This window comes from Streptomyces sp. NPDC088725 (assembly GCF_044751305.1).
GTDB lineage: Bacteria > Actinomycetota > Actinomycetes > Streptomycetales > Streptomycetaceae > Streptomyces.
The window spans coordinates 238,187-252,673 of record NZ_JBIVLO010000011.1; the positions used below are offsets into that span (position 1 = coordinate 238,187).

Here is a 14,487-nt window from a genome sequence, read left to right on the forward strand (position 1 = left end):
CGGATGAAGCGTCATCGACCAGAAAGAAGTGCTGCCGCGAAATCCCTGCGGATTGACGTCCGTGGGGCAACACTGGGGCCGGACCGACAGATACTGGGGGCGGCCGTGAACTCATCGAGCCGCAGGACACTCACTTCGACGCAGCGAAAGAACCCACCCATGTGCCAGCATCAACCCGCCTGCCCGTCAGCCGATTCCGCCGACAGAGAAGCCGCTTGCCTTGTCGCACACCATCCTGAGCAGGGCTGGAGTCTGCTGTGCAACGGGGTTCTGCTCTTCGAGGACACCGGTGAACTGCTGCCGGACGGCCAGATCATCGCCCCGCACCGGCCGTTGCGAAGCGAGCAGGTGGCAGCGGCGGCCTGAGGCCGCCGGGCAGCGTGACGGCTGCTGGAACTGACAGGGGCCGGCCGGAGGGATTCCTCCGTACCGGCCCCGACGCATGACCCGTGCCACGTCCAGACGCATGATCCGTGCCGCCGCGGGCCCGCCGTACGCCGGCTGTACCGCAGTAGCGGTACGTCAGCGTGCGTACGCGTCCGTACGTCAGTGGTCGTACGCGTCCAGCGGCGGGCACGAGCAGACCAGGTTCCGGTCGCCGAACGCACCGTCTATCCGGCGGACCGGCGGCCAGTACTTGTCAGCGGCCGCGACACCGGCCGGGAAGACCGCCTCCTCCCGGCTGTACGGGTGGTCCCACTCGCCGCCGAGCGCGGCCGCGGTGTGCGGCGCGTTGCGCAGCGGGTTGTCCTCCGCGGGCCATTCACCGGACGCGACCTTCTCGATCTCCGCCCGGATCGCGATCATCGTGTCGCAGAACCGGTCGAGTTCGTTCAGGTCTTCGCTCTCGGTGGGCTCGATCATCAGCGTGCCCGCCACCGGGAACGACATCGTCGGCGCGTGGAAGCCGTAGTCGATCAGACGCTTCGCGATGTCGTCGACGCTGACGCCCGTCGCCTTCGACAGCGGCCGCAGGTCAACGATGCACTCGTGGGCCACCAGCCCGTTCGGGCCGGTGTACAGCACCGGGTAGTGCGGCTCCAGGCGCTTCGCGATGTAGTTGGCGGCCAGCACGGCGACCTGCGTGGCGCGCTTCAGGCCCTCGCCGCCCATCAGACGGACGTACGCCCAGGAGATGGGCAGAATGCCCGCCGAGCCCCACGGAGCAGCCGAGATGGGCCCCACGCCCGTCTCGGGACCCGCCGTGGGCTGGAGCGGGTGGTTGGGCAGGTACGGCGCGAGGTGGGCCCGTACACCGACGGGGCCGACGCCGGGGCCGCCGCCGCCGTGCGGGATGCAGAACGTCTTGTGCAGGTTCAGGTGGGAGACGTCGGAGCCGAACTTGCCCGGCTTGGCGAGGCCCACCAGCGCGTTGAGGTTCGCGCCGTCCACGTAGACCTGACCGCCCGCGTCGTGCACGGCGGCGCAGATGTCGCTGATGTGCTCCTCGAACACCCCGTGCGTGGACGGGTAGGTCACCATCAGGACGGCCAGCTCGGGACCGTACTGCGCGATCTTGGCGTGCAGGTCCTCGACGTCGACGTCGCCGTCCTCGCGGGTCTTGACGACGACGACCTTCATACCGGCCATCACCGCGCTCGCCGCGTTCGTACCGTGCGCGGAGGACGGGATGAGGCAGACCGTGCGCTGCGTGTCGCCGTTCGCACGGTGGTACGCCCGTACGGCGAGCAGCCCCGCGAACTCGCCCTGCGAACCGGCGTTGGGCTGGAGGGACACCGCGTCGTAGCCGGTGACCTCGGCGAGCCGGTCCTCCAGCTCGTGGATGAGCGTGAGGTAACCCTCGGCCTGCTCGGCCGGGGCGAAGGGATGGAGCGCGCCGAACTCGGGCCAGGTGACCGGCTCCATCTCGGTGGTCGCGTTCAGCTTCATGGTGCAGGAGCCGAGCGGGATCATGCCGCGGTCCAGCGCGTAGTCGCGGTCGGCGAGCTTGCGCAGGTAGCGCAGCATCGCGGTCTCGGAGCGGTGCTGGTGGAAAACGGGGTGGGTCAGGTAGTCGTCGGCGCGCAGCAGGGAGCCGGGCAGCGCGTCGCCCACCGTCTCGTCCAGCGCCTCGATGTCCGCGTCGACGCCGAAGGCGCTCCACACGGCGGCGAGCTGCGCGCGCCCCGTGGTCTCGTCGCAGGCGAAGGAGACGTGGTCGGCGTCGACGAGGTGGAGGTTGACCCCGCCGTCGCGGGCGGCGGCGACCGCTTCGGCGGCCCGGCCCTCGACGCGGACGGTCAGGGTGTCGAAGTACGCGCCGTGCACGACCTCGACGCCACCCGCGCGCAGCCCCTCGGCCAGCAGCGTCGCGTACCGGTGCGTGCGCTCCGCGATCGCCCGCAGCCCGTCGGGGCCGTGGTAGACGGCGTACATCCCGGCCATCACGGCGAGGAGCACCTGCGCGGTGCAGATGTTGCTGGTGGCCTTCTCGCGGCGGATGTGCTGCTCACGGGTCTGGAGCGCCAGCCGGTACGCCTTGTTGCCGTCGGCGTCGACGGAGACCCCGACGAGCCGGCCGGGCAGGTTGCGAGCGAACTTCTCGCGTACGGCCATGAAGCCGGCGTGCGGTCCGCCGAAGCCCATCGGTACGCCGAAGCGCTGGGTGGTGCCCACCGCGATGTCCGCGCCCAGCTCACCGGGCGAGGTGAGCAGCGTCAGGGCGAGCAGGTCGGCGGCGACGGTGACGATCGCGCCCAGTTCATGGGCCCGCTCGACGACGGGCCTGATGTCCCGCACGGCACCGGAGGCGCCGGGGTACTGGATCAGCACACCGAAGACACCGCGCTCGGCCACCTCGGCCGGGATGCCCTCGCTCAGGTCCGCGACGACGACCTCGACCCCGGTCGGTTCGGCGCGGGTCCTGATCACGGCGACGGTCTGCGGCAGGGCGTCGGCGTCGACCAGGTAGACACCGTCCTTCACCTTGCCGACGCGGCGGGACAGCGCCATCGCCTCGGCCGCCGCGGTGCCCTCGTCCAGCAGGGAGGCGCCCGAGGTAGGCAGCCCGGTCAGGTCGGCGACGACCGTCTGGAAGTTCAGCAGCGCCTCGAGACGGCCCTGCGAGATCTCCGGCTGGTACGGGGTGTAGGCCGTGTACCAGGCCGGGTTCTCCATGACGTTGCGCAGGATCACCGGCGGCGTGAACGTGCCGTAGTAGCCGAGGCCGATCATCGGCGCGAGCACCTGATTGCGGTCCGCGAGAGTCCGCAGCTCGGCCAGGACCTCGGCCTCGGTACGGGCCTCGGGCAGCCGCAGGGCTTCCGTGCTCTTGATCACGTCGGGAACGGCTGCGGCGGTCAGCTCGTCGAGCGAGCCGTAGCCGACCTGCGCGAGCATCTTCGCCTGCGCACCCGCGTCGGGCCCGATGTGGCGACGTTCGAAGGGCGTGCCTCGCTCCAGCTGTGCGAGCGGAATGCGGTTGGCGGTCATTGCGGAGGCCTCCTGGTCGACGCGACCTGCGGGGGCACCATGGCGGTGCCCGGACGGCCTCCCCCTCTGTCATCTCGACCTGAGAGCTTCACCGGCCCGCCTCGCGGCAGTCCGGTTTTCACCGTCGGTGAGAGCGGATGCCGTCGGACAACCGCCCTGCTTTCCAGAGTGACCTCGTCCGTGCGGTACGGGGGCCTGAGAGATTCCGGGGAGGATTTGCTCCTTCGGCGCCTCCGGCGAACTTCCGGAGGACTCTCCCGCACAGGGTCAGCAGCCGTTTGCCAGCCTACCAGCGCGCCTCCGCTACGGAGTTTCGAGTGGCCGACGCCCCGGATCTGCCCTTTCGTAGTACTCATACCGGCCGTTTCGACGAGCGGGTGCGACCTGTTGGAGGGAACGTGGAGACCGAGTTCGATCCGCGCAGCCTGATCGGCCGCAAAGCCTTCGACCGTGACGGCCGCAAGATCGGCACGGTGGACGAGGTGTATCTGGACGACGCGACCGGTGTGCCCGAGTGGGCGGCCGTACGTACGGGGTTCTTCAGCCGGGACGCCTTCGTCCCGCTCGCACCGAGCACGCTGTCCGACGACACTCTCCGTGTCCCGTACGAGCGCGCCCTGATCAAGGACGCCCCGGACTTCGGCGTCGGCCGTCATCTCTCGCCCGAGCAGGAACTCCAGCTCTACCACCACTACAGCCTCCCGCTGCCCGAGCCGGAACCGCCGGAGCGGTCGGCGTCGCTGTCCGACGGGGACGCGAAGCGCGACTTCGGGCGGGTGGCCGGCAAGGACGACTGATCCGTTCCCGGCGCCGGGAACCGACCCGGTCCGGGCACGGGGTCCGCTCCGGGCACGGGGTCCGCTCCGGGCACCACGTCCGCTCCCGGCACCAGGGGCAGCGGATCGGACAGCTCCAGGTCGGGATCGTCCACCCAGAACGTCCTGACCCGTCCCGGCTCCGACGTCGGCTCCTCGAAGCGCACCGTGACCCGCCGCAGCCCGCTGCCCTGTACCCAGCCCGGACCGTACTCGGCGTGGCGCACATCGTGTCCGGACGGGAAGCGCCGCTCGGCCGGTGCGCCTTCCACGGCTTCCGCCACGCTCTCCGGCCCGGGCGCGGGCGGCCGGCTGTCCGCGGACGGCCCGCTGCCTGCGGCCATCGCGCCCACCGGATCCGATTCCGATTCCGGCTCCGGTTCCGGGAGCGCGGCCTGTGCCTCCGCCGCCTGGGCGAAGAGATCTTCCTGGGTATAGTCCGCGAGCCCAGTCACACCGACTCCCAGCAGCCGCACACCGCCCGTGGTGTCCACGGCCTCCAGCAGCCGTCCCGCGGCCTCCCGGACCACGCCCGGATCGTCCGTGGGCCCGCGCAGCGTCTCCGAGCGGGTCAGCGTGGAGAAGTCGTAGCGCCGCACCTTGAGCACCACCGTCCGCCCCGAGTGCCCGCTCGCCCGCAGCCGCTCCACACACCGGTCGGCGATCCTGTTCACCTCCGTCCGTACCCGGACCCGGTCGTGCAGATCCACGTCGAAGGTGTCCTCGACGGACACGGACTTGGCCTCGCGCTCGGAGACCACGGGCCGGTCGTCGTGTCCCACCGCCATCCGGAAGATCGAGGCACCGTGCGACTTCCCCAGCAGCCGTACCAGCTCGTCCTCACCCGCCTCCGCCAGATCGGCGATCGTGGTCATCCCGGCCCGTCTCAGGTGCTCGCCGGTCGCCGGTCCCACTCCGGGCAGGGTCCGTACGGACATGGGCGCGAGCAGCTCGCGCTCCGTGCCGGGCTCCATGAGCACGAGGCCGTCGGGCTTGGCCTGCTCGGAACCGATCTTCGCCAGCATCTTGGATCCGGCGAGACCCACCGAGGCCGTGAGCCCCGTGACCGCTCTGATGTCCCTGCGCAGCCGCTCACCGGCCTCCCGTGCGGACGCCGTGTCATGAGCCGAGCCGCCGGCTTCCAGGTCCACGAAGGCCTCATCAAGGCTCAACGGCTCCACCAAGGGCGAGAGACGGCCGAGCAGCTCCATGACCTGCTCGCTGATCGCGCGGTAGAGGGCGAAGCGCGGCACGAGATACGCGGCGTTCGGCGCGAGCCGTCTCGCCTGCGCCATCGGCATGGCCGAGTGCACCCCGAACCGTCTGGCTTCGTACGAGGCCGTCGAGACCACACCGCGCGGGCCGAGGCCGCCGACCACCACCGGTTTTCCGCGCAGACTCGGCTTCGCCGCCTGCTCGGCTGCGGCGAAGAAGGCATCCATGTCCAGATGCAGGATCGTCGGTGCGGATCTCACCTCACCGATGCTGCCTCAGACCACTGACAATCGGCCGCCCGGCCTCGCCGTACGAGGCCGGAAGGAGCCGTTGACGACCGATGCACATGGCCGGAGTCGGACGACCCGACCAGGTCACACGCCCCGGTCAGACGGCCCGGTCCCGCCGGCGTCGTGCCAGCTCGTCGGCCGGGTTGTTCCCGACCAGCGTCTCGCCCGTGTCGATCCGCTCCCCGTGGAGCTGGGACAGCGCCACTTCGACGTCCCGCCACACCACGCCGACCGCGATGCCGAAGATCCCCTGCCCGCTTTGGAGCAGGCGTACGACCTCGTCGGGCGAGGAGCATTCGTACACCGTCGCGCCATCGCTCATGAGCGTCGTGCGCTCCGGGTCCTGGAACCCGCCCGCCCGCAGGTGCTGGACCGCCGCCCTGATGTTCTGGAGCGCGACGCCGGTGTCCAGGAACCTCTTGACGATCTTGAGGACCACCACGTCCCGGAAGCTGTAGAGCCGCTGCGTGCCCGACCCGTACGCCGGGCGCACGCTCGGCTCGACGAGGCCCGTACGCGCCCAGTAGTCCAGCTGGCGGTACGTGATACCCGCCGCGGCGCACGCGGTAGGACCCCGGTATCCGACCGTCTCGGCACCTGGGTCGGCCGCACTGCTGTGAAGCGGATACGGACCGTCCGCCGCCGTACCGTCACTGCTGCTTGTCACGCCGACCTCCGTCCTTGACCTGCTTTGTCGAAGGTAGGCAGTCACCAGGGGTGCGTCAACGATCGCCACACTCGCCACGCCGAGTGATAATCACCCCAAGAGTGGTTTCCCGGCTCGTGTTCCGGGGAAAGGCTGACCGAATGCCCTGTCGGAGCCCCGCCCGGGGCCCCTCCCAGGGCATTTCTCAGGCGCTCAAGAGCCAGTCACTGGCTGTTGGTCCCGAAGTCTTCGGGAGAGATCTGGTCGAGGAACTCACGGAACTTCTCCACCTCGTCCTCCTGCTCGTCGGGGATGGCGATGCCCGCATCGTCAAGCACCCCGTCGCTGCCGTAGATCGGCGTGCCGGTGCGCAGCGCGAGAGCTATGGCATCGGACGGCCTGGCGCTCACCTCGACCCCGCTGGCGAAGACCAGCTCGGCGTAGAAGACACCGTCCCGCAGGTCCGTGATGCGGACCTCGGTCAGTTCCTGTCCCACCGCTTCAAGGACGTCCTTGAAGAGGTCATGCGTCAGCGGCCTCGCCGGGGCCATGCCCTGCTGGGCGAAGGCAATGGCGGTGGCCTCCCCCGGTCCGATCCAGATGGGGAGGTAGCGGTCGCCTCCCACTTCACGCAGGAGCACGATCGGCTGGTTGGAGGGCATTTCCACCCGGACACCCACAACGTCGAGCTCGTTCACACAGCAACCCTAGGTCGTGCCCGGCCGGTTTGGGTAGTCGGGCTCCCCCAATGCTCAGAGACGGCGGACTCCGAGAGCCGTCCTGACCAGCGCCGCGTGCAGTCGTACGGACAGCGAGGCGAGTTCCTTCGTGGTGGCCTCCGCATGGGCCCTGGTCTGCGGATTCCGGTGCCGGCGCAGGGGTGCCACCACCTGTTCGACCAATCCGGCCTCACGTTCGGCCGCCGCTTTCATCACGCGGAGATGCCTCGGTTCGAGACCGAATTTTCCGAGATCCGCGACCAGTTTCGCCACGGTGACGGATTCGGCGTCGTAGCCACCCTCCGGCATCGGAGTGATGAGGCCGTACGCCTCCCACTCGTCCAGGGTGCTCTCGCCGACCTCAGCGGCGGCCAGCAGCTCCGCACGGCCGATCCGCACCGCCGTCTGCGGCTCGGCCGGCGGGGCCTCCCAGGTGCCGTCCAGCAGCTCGCGCTGCGGGCTCGGCAGAGGGACCTGCTCGCCGCGGCCGACGGCGTCCAGGTGCTCCCTGATGACCTTCAGGGGAAGATAGTGGTCCCGCTGTATCCGCAGCACCTGAGCCAGGCGCTCGACGTCATCCGGGCTGAATTTCCGATAACCGGAAGGCGTCCTGCGCGGCTCCACGAGACCTTCGGCCTCCAGGAAGCGGATCTTGGAGATGGTGACTTCCGGGAACTCGTCCCGCAGCCGGTGCAACACCGCCCCGATACTCACGAGGGGGTCGGCCGGTGAGGCGGTGCCGTTACCGGCACCGCCTGTCGGTGTTCGCAGCATGGACCTTCCCTGAGGGTCACACGCCCCGCTGGCTCGCGTAGAAGACCAGCCGGTACTTACCGATCTGGACTTCGTCGCCGTTCGCCAGCAGGACCGAATCGATCCGCTCACGATTGACGTACGTACCGTTCAGGCTGCCCACGTCCGAGACGGTGAAGTGACCGTCCCCGCCCCTGCGGAACTCCACATGGCGACGCGACACCGTCACGTCGTCCAGGAAGATGTCGCTCTGCGGGTGGCGTCCCGCCGTGGTCAGCTCGCCGTCCAGGAGGAAGCGGCTGCCCGAGTTCGGACCGCGGCGTACCACCAGGAGCGCCGAGCCGAGCGGCAGGGCGTCGACGGCTGCCTGCGCCTCGGGAGAGAGCGAAGGCAGTGACGTCTGGCCGGTGACCTCCGCGTCGTACGCCTCGAGACCCGAGATGGAGATCGTCGAGGTCGTCTCCGACGGACGCTCCGCCGGCGTTCCCGGCCGCAGCGGTGCGCCGCAGTTGGAGCAGAAGCGGCCGGCTTCCGTGTTCTGGTGGCCGCACCTCGTGCAGACGGGCGGGCCCGCGGGACCCCCCTGATTGGTCGCGTACGTACCGGTGGGGAACTCTCCACCGGGCGCCGGTGCGTCTCCGGAACCTATGCGGCCGGGACCGGCCGGCGCGCCTGCGCCGCCGTCCTGACCGGCCACCTGGTCACGGAAGAGCGGGCGGTCGCCACTCGGCTCCTCGCTTCCGCCTTGGCGCGCCGCACGATGACGGGCAGAACCGCTGCCTTCTTCGCGTGCGCTCTTGCCGAACAACTTCCCAAACAACTTCACGGGCGATTCCCCTTGACCGATACAGACCCGCCCGTGGGGCAGGACGAACCCTGAATGAACACATCTGCCGGCCCGGACATCTTGACAACATCCGCATCCACCGGACAGTTTCCACCACACATCACGCTGATCGTGCGCCGACCCCCCGCAACCTCATGCCCGCCTCGAACACCTCCCATGCACCGCCGCCTCACTGCGATGACGACCGAGCGTAGTCAGGCCGCTGCGCCGGTCGCAAGGCATCCACAATGATCTTCTCAGAGCGGGCCACGGCGGCGGTGGCCTGCTCCTTCTCCAACGTCTGCACCACACCACCCGGAATGTTGAGCGCGGGCTCCAGATCCTGCGGCTTGCCGATGACCTTGAAGCGGTACGGAGCGGTCACCCGCTTGCCGTCCACCTCGATGCCACCGCCCGTTCCCGAGAAGTGAGTATCCGCGACGACCCGGACAGTATTGACCTGAATCGCCTCGGCACCGGCCGCCCGCAGCTCCTGGATCGCGTCCAGCAGCATGTCCGGTTCGACCGTGCCACCACCATCGTTGATGGTGAGGGTGATACCGGGTCCCTGTGCCGCGACAGTACCGGCAAGGATGCCCAACTGCTGCTCTTTCTCGAGCGTCTGCTTACGGGCCTCCTCCGCCTGGTCCGAACTGGTCTCCAACTCGGTGCGCTGCGCGTCCAGCCGCTGCTTCTCGTCGTCGAGCCGCTGGGTGCGGTTGTCGAGTTCGTCGAGGATCCGCACAAGGTCCTCCTGACGCGCCCCGCGGAGCGCACTGTCGTCACTGTTCGACCTGACCTGGATGGCAAGTCCCAGACCAAGCACGAACAACAGTACGGCGACGATGAGTTGGGCGCGCGTGACACGCGGCGGCCACAGCCCGGCAAGCAGCCTCTGACGGCCGGTGAGAGGCTTCGCCTCCTCCTGGACCGTCTCGTCCTCCCGGCCCGTCTCGTCGCTGATCACGTCGCTCATCGGCGTCACGCCCGGAACACGTGCCGGCGGATCGCGGCAGCGTTGGAGAAGATCCGGATGCCGAGCACCACGACCACACCGGTGGACAACTGGGCACCCACGCCCAGCTTGTCGCCCAGGAAGACGATCAGCGCGGCCACGACGACGTTCGAGAGGAAGGAGACGACGAAGACCTTGTCCACGAAGATCCCGTCGAGCATGGCCCGCAGGCCGCCGAAGACCGCGTCGAGAGCGGCCACGACAGCGATCGGCAGATACGGCTCGACCACCGCGGGCACCTCGGGCCTGACCAACAGCCCGACCACGACTCCCACAACGAGGCCCAGTACGGCGATCACGATGTGCCCTTCCCTGTGTCGGCCGCGTCCTGCCCGTCGCCCTTTCCGGCGTCGGCGGTCCTCGGCTCTGCTGTACGTACGATCAGGCTCGGCGCGGGCGGCAGCCGCACCTCGCCCTGGTCGGCGATGCCGGTACGGATGTCGAAGCTCTCCTGGAGCGCGTGCAGGTACTGGCCGTCGGCGCTGTCCTGGAACGTGATGCTGAGCTTTTTCGCGTCGCCCACCGCGAGGACCGTGTACGGGGGCACCAGGGGCCTGTTGTCGACCAGTATGGCGTCGCCCGCGGCACGGATCGCCGAAAGCGCCGTCAGGCGCTGGCCGTTGATGGCGATGGCCTCGGCACCCGATTCCCACAGACCGTTGACGACGCGTTGCATGTCACGGTCGCGGACCCGGCCCGTGTCGGAGAAATCACTGCTCTCGCGCGGTCCGCCGCCGCCCGATTCGCTGCCCTTGGCGTCATCGACGACCAGTTTCACGCCGGGACCGCGCACCTCGGTCGCGCCGGCCAGCAGGGCCACCAACTCACCCTGGTCACCGCCGTGTTCCCGCAGGGCCGCGCGCTGACGGTTGCCGACGTCGACGCGGAGCTTGTCCACGGTCCGCTCCATGGCGTCCGCCGACGAGGTCTCCGCGTCGATCCTGTCGATCAGCTCCTGGCGCTCCTTGGCCACCACCGGCGCCGAGATCCGCGCCTGGGCCGCCCCGACGGTGACGACCGTCGCGGCCAGCACCAGACCGGCCGCGAGCCCGAGCTTCGCCCGCAGCGTGCGCGGCAGTCCGCCCTCCTCGGCGTCCCTGCGGGCCGCCGCCTCCGCGTATCCCTCGTCGAGGCTGTGGTCCATCACATTGGTCAGCAGCGACATCGACGCGTCGGGACGCGGACGGGGGGTGTCTGTGCTCCGAATGGGGGGCGGCTGGGGCATGACGCACATCGTCGCACGCCACGGGCGCTACCACCGAATGGCCCCACGCAGTGTGCCGGGCGGCGTCGCGAGGGACACCGCCCGGCACACTCCTGTCGGGTCAGTGACCCGCGCTCTCCACCACGGTCGCCCACTCGTCGAGCAGCGCCTGCGCCGACGCGTCGTCGGGGCCTTCCGCCCACAGATGGGTGACGGCCTCGGAGGGGTCGGGCAGCACCATCACCCAGCGGCCGTCGGCCTCGACGACCCGCACGCCGTCGGTGGTGTCGACCTGCCGGTCACCCGCCGCTTCCACGACGCTGCGCATCACGAGCCCCTTGACCGCCCACGGCGTGGCGAGGTCCCGCTTGAGGACATGGGCTCGCGGTATACGGGCGTCGATCTGGCTCAGCGTGAGCTGTGTACGGGCCACCAGGCCGAGCAGCCGCACGAAGGCCGCCGTACCGTCCAGGACGCTGCTGAACTCCGGCACGATGAAGGCCCCGCGGCCGTCACCGCCGAAGATCGTCTCCTCTTCGCGGCCGACCCGGGTCAGGTCGTCGGGCGAGGTCGTCGTCCATTCCACCTGCGTGCCGTGGTAGGCGGCGACCTGCTCGGCGATCCGGGTGGTCGTGACGGGCAGCGCCACCCGCCCGCTGCGCCGCTCGGCCGCGACCAGGTCGAGGAGCACCAGCAGCGCCCGGTCGTCCTCGATGATCCGGCCCCGCTCGTCCACGAGGGACACGCGCTCGCCGACGGGGTCGAACCGCACGCCGAAGGCCGCGCGCGCGGATGCGACGATCTCACCGAGCCTGACCAGGCCCGAGCGGCGCGACTCCGCCGTCTCCGTGGGCCTGGACTCGTCAAGACCGGGGTTGATGGTCAGCGCGTCGACCCCGAGCCGTCCCAGCAGGCTGGGCAGCACCAGACCGGCGCTTCCGTTGGACGCGTCGACCACGACCTTGAGGCCCGCCTCGGCGATCCCCGACGTGTCGACGTTGCGGAGGAGTGAGCCCGTGTACGAGTCGAAGACGCTCGCCGGGAAGTGCAGGTCCCCGATCTCACCGGGGAACGCACGCCGGTACTCCTGCCGCGCGTAAACCCGGTCGAGTTTGCGCTGACCGGCCTGCGAGAGGTCGGAGCCCCGCTCGTCGAAGAACATGATGTCCACCGAGTCGGGGACCCCGGGGGATGTCCTGATCATGATGCCGCCCGCGCTGCCGCGGCCGGTCTGCTGCCGGGCGACGGGCAGCGGCACGTTCTCCAGGTCGCGTACGTCGATGGCGCTGGACTGGAGCGAGGAGATCACGGCCCGCTTGAGCGCACGTGCACCACGGGAGTGGTCACGCGCCGTGGTGACCGTGGACCCCTTCTTCAGCGTGGTGGCGTACGCGCCGGCCAGCCGTACCGCCAGCTCGGGTGTGATCTCGACGTTCAGGATCCCGGAGACACCGCGTGCTCCGAAGAGATTCGCCTGTCCCCTCGATTCCCAGATCACCGAGGTGTTGACGAACGCGCCGGCCTCGATGGTCTTGAACGGGTAGACCCGCACATTGCCCTGGATGATCGATTCCTCGCCGACGAGACATTCGTCGCCGATGACCGCGCCGTCCTCGATCCGGGCCGCACGCATCACGTCGGTGTTCTTGCCGATCACACAGCCGCGGAGATTGCAGTGCTGTCCGATGTAGACGTTGTCGTGGACCACCGCACGGTGCAGGAACGCCCCGGTTTTGACGACCACGTTGGATCCGATGACGGTGTGCTCGCGGATTTCCGCGTCCGCCTCGACCTTGGCGTAGTCACCGATGTACAGCGGGCCGCGCAGGACGGCGTCGGGGTGCACCTCGGCGCCCTCGGCGACCCACACGCCTGGAGAGATCTCGAAGCCGTCGATGTCGACGTCGACTTTGCCCTCGAGAACGTCTGCCTGGGCCTTCTGATAGCTCTCGTGCGTGCCGACGTCTTCCCAGTAGCCCTCGGCGATATAGCCGTAGATGGGCTTGCCTTCCTTCATGAGCTGAGGGAAGACATCACCGGACCAGTCCACCGAGACGTCTGCCTCGACATAGTCGAAGACCTCGGGCTCCATGACGTAGATGCCCGTGTTGACCGTGTCGGAGAAGACCTGGCCCCAGGTGGGCTTTTCCAGGAAGCGCTCGACCTTTCCCTCTTCGTCCACGATCGTGATGCCGAATTCCAGCGGGTTCGGCACCCGGGTCAGGCACACCGTCACCAGTGCGCCCTTCTCCTTGTGGAAGGCGATCAGGTCGGTCAGGTCGAAGTCGGTCAGAGCGTCACCGGAGATGACGAGGAAAGCGTCGTCCTTCAGAGCTTCCTCGGCGTTCTTCACGCTCCCCGCCGTACCGAGCGGCTTCTCCTCGTTGGCATAGGTCAGCTCCATGCCCAGTTCTTCCCCGTCGCCGAAGTAATTCTTGACGAGGGAGGCGAGGAACTGCACTGTTACGACGGTTTCACTGAGTCCATGGCGCTTGAGCAGCCGGAGCACATGCTCCATGATCGGCCGGTTTGCGACCGGCAGGAGCGGCTTGGGCATACTCGAGGTCATGGGGCGAAGTCGCGTACCTTCGCCACCGGCCATCACGACGGCCTTCATGTCGGAAGCGTCCTCCTTGAAGAAAAAATCTCGCCGACTTCACCCGTCTGGACAGGCCATTTGGCGTCAGGCGTGGGCCGGCGACTCTGCACGGCACCACAGCGACGAGATCAATCGGCCACGGCATCCGCCCGGACGAGCCGGCGGACCTGGACCACGTACAGGATTCCTGCCCACCAATACAGAGTTGTACCCCATCCGGCGAAAGCCCACCCGAAAACTTCGGCGAGTGACGCAAGCCATCCGTTTCCGTCACTGAGAAGCAGGAGCGGGAAGGCGTACATCAAGTTGAAGGTAGCTGCCTTCCCGAGGAAGTTCACCTGGGGAGGCGGATAGTCGTGCGTTCGGAGGATTCCCACCATCACCAAGAGCATCACCTCGCGGGCCAATAGCGCCGCGGTGAGCCAGAGCGGCAGGATCTCCCGCCAGGTCAGGCCGACCAGGGTGGAAAGGATGTAGAGGCGGTCGGCGGCGGGGTCGAGGAGCCGGCCCAGGCTGCTGATCTGGTTCCACCGACGGGCCAGCTTGCCGTCGAGGTAGTCGCTGATGCCGCTCAGGGCCAGTACGAGCAGGGCCCAGCCGTCACTCTGCCCGCCGCCGAAGACGGGCCGGAGGATCAGCCACAGGAAGAGTGGTACGCCGACGAGGCGAGCCATGCTCAGGATGTTGGGGATAGTGAGTACCCGATCCGTTTGAACGCGGGTCTCCTGGACCTCCATCCGGGGGCCTCCTGTGTGGAAATGTGCCAACGATGCCTTCTGACCCTACCCTCAGGACGGGCCTGAGCATGCCGCGGGGTGCGGCTGAATCGCCCCGAAAACGCAGAAAAGGCCCTGTACCATCCCGGTACAGGGCCCTCTCCATAAAAATTGTTCGGCGGCGACCTACTCTCCCACAGGGTCCCCCCTGCAGTACCATCGGCGCTGAAAGGCTTAGCTTCCGGGTTCGGAATGTA

13 protein-coding genes, 1 rRNA gene and 1 riboswitch are annotated in these 14,487 nt (G+C 68.8%); of the genes, 2 read left to right on the plus strand and 12 right to left on the minus strand.

Annotation, left to right across the window (positions count from 1 at the left end):
- The first annotated feature begins 159 nt into the window (after positions 1-159).
- Entirely contained in the window at positions 160-366 is a 207-nt protein-coding gene (locus tag ACIP6N_RS25665; protein ID WP_401819245.1) for a DUF5999 family protein, read from the plus strand.
- Between the two features lie 180 nt (positions 367-546).
- On the opposite strand, the gene gcvP is transcribed toward ACIP6N_RS25665, so the two are convergent.
- On the minus strand, positions 547-3,432 hold the full coding sequence (gene gcvP, locus ACIP6N_RS25670) for an aminomethyl-transferring glycine dehydrogenase (RefSeq protein WP_401819248.1): 2,886 nt from the start codon (positions 3,430-3,432) through the stop codon (positions 547-549).
- A gap of 173 nt (positions 3,433-3,605) precedes the next feature.
- Positions 3,606-3,702, minus strand: a riboswitch (glycine riboswitch).
- A 128-nt stretch (positions 3,703-3,830) separates the two neighbouring features.
- On the opposite strand from gcvP, the gene ACIP6N_RS25675 reads away from it, so the two are divergent.
- The gene (locus ACIP6N_RS25675) at positions 3,831-4,229 is read left to right on the plus strand and encodes a PRC-barrel domain-containing protein (protein ID WP_401819249.1); all 399 of its coding nucleotides are present in this window, start codon (positions 3,831-3,833) and stop codon (positions 4,227-4,229) included.
- Here ACIP6N_RS25675 and ACIP6N_RS25680 read toward each other — a convergent pair.
- The 11 genes from ACIP6N_RS25680 to rrf all read right to left on the minus strand — a co-directional run.
- Positions 4,124-5,722 carry a DNA polymerase IV gene (locus tag ACIP6N_RS25680; protein ID WP_401819250.1) on the minus strand — a complete coding sequence of 533 codons (1,599 nt, stop codon included), beginning with the start codon at positions 5,720-5,722 and terminating at the stop codon, positions 4,124-4,126. The two genes, ACIP6N_RS25675 and ACIP6N_RS25680, sit on opposite strands and share 106 nt — an antisense overlap.
- A 127-nt stretch (positions 5,723-5,849) precedes the next feature.
- Positions 5,850-6,419, minus strand: coding sequence for a MerR family transcriptional regulator (locus ACIP6N_RS25685; RefSeq protein WP_401819252.1), 570 nt, complete (start codon positions 6,417-6,419; stop codon positions 5,850-5,852).
- Between the two features lie 203 nt (positions 6,420-6,622).
- Positions 6,623-7,096 (minus strand): bifunctional nuclease family protein, encoded by a 474-nt coding sequence (locus ACIP6N_RS25690; protein ID WP_033327106.1) that lies wholly within the window; start codon positions 7,094-7,096, stop codon positions 6,623-6,625.
- 54 nt (positions 7,097-7,150) lie between these two features.
- Positions 7,151-7,891, minus strand: a complete 741-nt coding sequence (locus ACIP6N_RS25695; RefSeq protein WP_401819255.1) for a MerR family transcriptional regulator — start codon at positions 7,889-7,891, stop codon at positions 7,151-7,153.
- Positions 7,892-7,907: 16 nt separating this feature from the next.
- Positions 7,908-8,696: an FHA domain-containing protein gene (locus tag ACIP6N_RS25700; protein ID WP_401819256.1), complete on the minus strand. Its 789-nt coding sequence runs from the start codon at positions 8,694-8,696 to the stop codon at positions 7,908-7,910.
- A 190-nt stretch (positions 8,697-8,886) separates the two neighbouring features.
- Complete coding sequence (locus ACIP6N_RS25705; protein WP_401819258.1) at positions 8,887-9,672, minus strand: DUF881 domain-containing protein; 786 nt, start codon at positions 9,670-9,672, stop codon at positions 8,887-8,889.
- 5 nt (positions 9,673-9,677) lie between these two features.
- Positions 9,678-10,010 (minus strand): small basic family protein, encoded by a 333-nt coding sequence (locus ACIP6N_RS25710; RefSeq protein ID WP_003970459.1) that lies wholly within the window; start codon positions 10,008-10,010, stop codon positions 9,678-9,680.
- The gene (locus ACIP6N_RS25715) at positions 10,007-10,936 is read right to left on the minus strand and encodes a DUF881 domain-containing protein (protein ID WP_401819260.1); all 930 of its coding nucleotides are present in this window, start codon (positions 10,934-10,936) and stop codon (positions 10,007-10,009) included. The genes ACIP6N_RS25710 and ACIP6N_RS25715 overlap by 4 nt, the downstream gene beginning before the upstream one ends.
- A gap of 100 nt (positions 10,937-11,036) precedes the next feature.
- The gene (locus ACIP6N_RS25720) at positions 11,037-13,532 is read right to left on the minus strand and encodes a sugar phosphate nucleotidyltransferase (protein WP_401819262.1); all 2,496 of its coding nucleotides are present in this window, start codon (positions 13,530-13,532) and stop codon (positions 11,037-11,039) included.
- A 110-nt stretch (positions 13,533-13,642) separates the two neighbouring features.
- Positions 13,643-14,251 (minus strand): CDP-alcohol phosphatidyltransferase family protein, encoded by a 609-nt coding sequence (locus ACIP6N_RS25725; protein ID WP_401819264.1) that lies wholly within the window; start codon positions 14,249-14,251, stop codon positions 13,643-13,645.
- Between the two features lie 152 nt (positions 14,252-14,403).
- Positions 14,404-14,487, minus strand: a 5S ribosomal RNA gene (gene rrf, locus ACIP6N_RS25730); the annotation flags it as partial.

Bases quoted from the DNA above. Each gene is read 5' to 3' on its own strand.
- ACIP6N_RS25720 (WP_401819262.1), bottom strand. From the start codon at position 13,532: ATGAAGGCCGTCGTGATGGCCGGTGGCGAAGGTACGCGACTTCGCCCC.
- ACIP6N_RS25665 (WP_401819245.1), top strand. From the start codon at position 160: ATGTGCCAGCATCAACCCGCCTGCCCGTCAGCCGATTCCGCCGACAGA.
- ACIP6N_RS25725 (WP_401819264.1), bottom strand. From the start codon at position 14,251: ATGGAGGTCCAGGAGACCCGCGTTCAAACGGATCGGGTACTCACTATC.
- ACIP6N_RS25705 (WP_401819258.1), bottom strand. From the start codon at position 9,672: ATGAGCGACGTGATCAGCGACGAGACGGGCCGGGAGGACGAGACGGTC.
- ACIP6N_RS25695 (WP_401819255.1), bottom strand. From the start codon at position 7,891: ATGCTGCGAACACCGACAGGCGGTGCCGGTAACGGCACCGCCTCACCG.
- gcvP (WP_401819248.1), bottom strand. From the start codon at position 3,432: ATGACCGCCAACCGCATTCCGCTCGCACAGCTGGAGCGAGGCACGCCC.
- ACIP6N_RS25715 (WP_401819260.1), bottom strand. From the start codon at position 10,936: ATGCCCCAGCCGCCCCCCATTCGGAGCACAGACACCCCCCGTCCGCGT.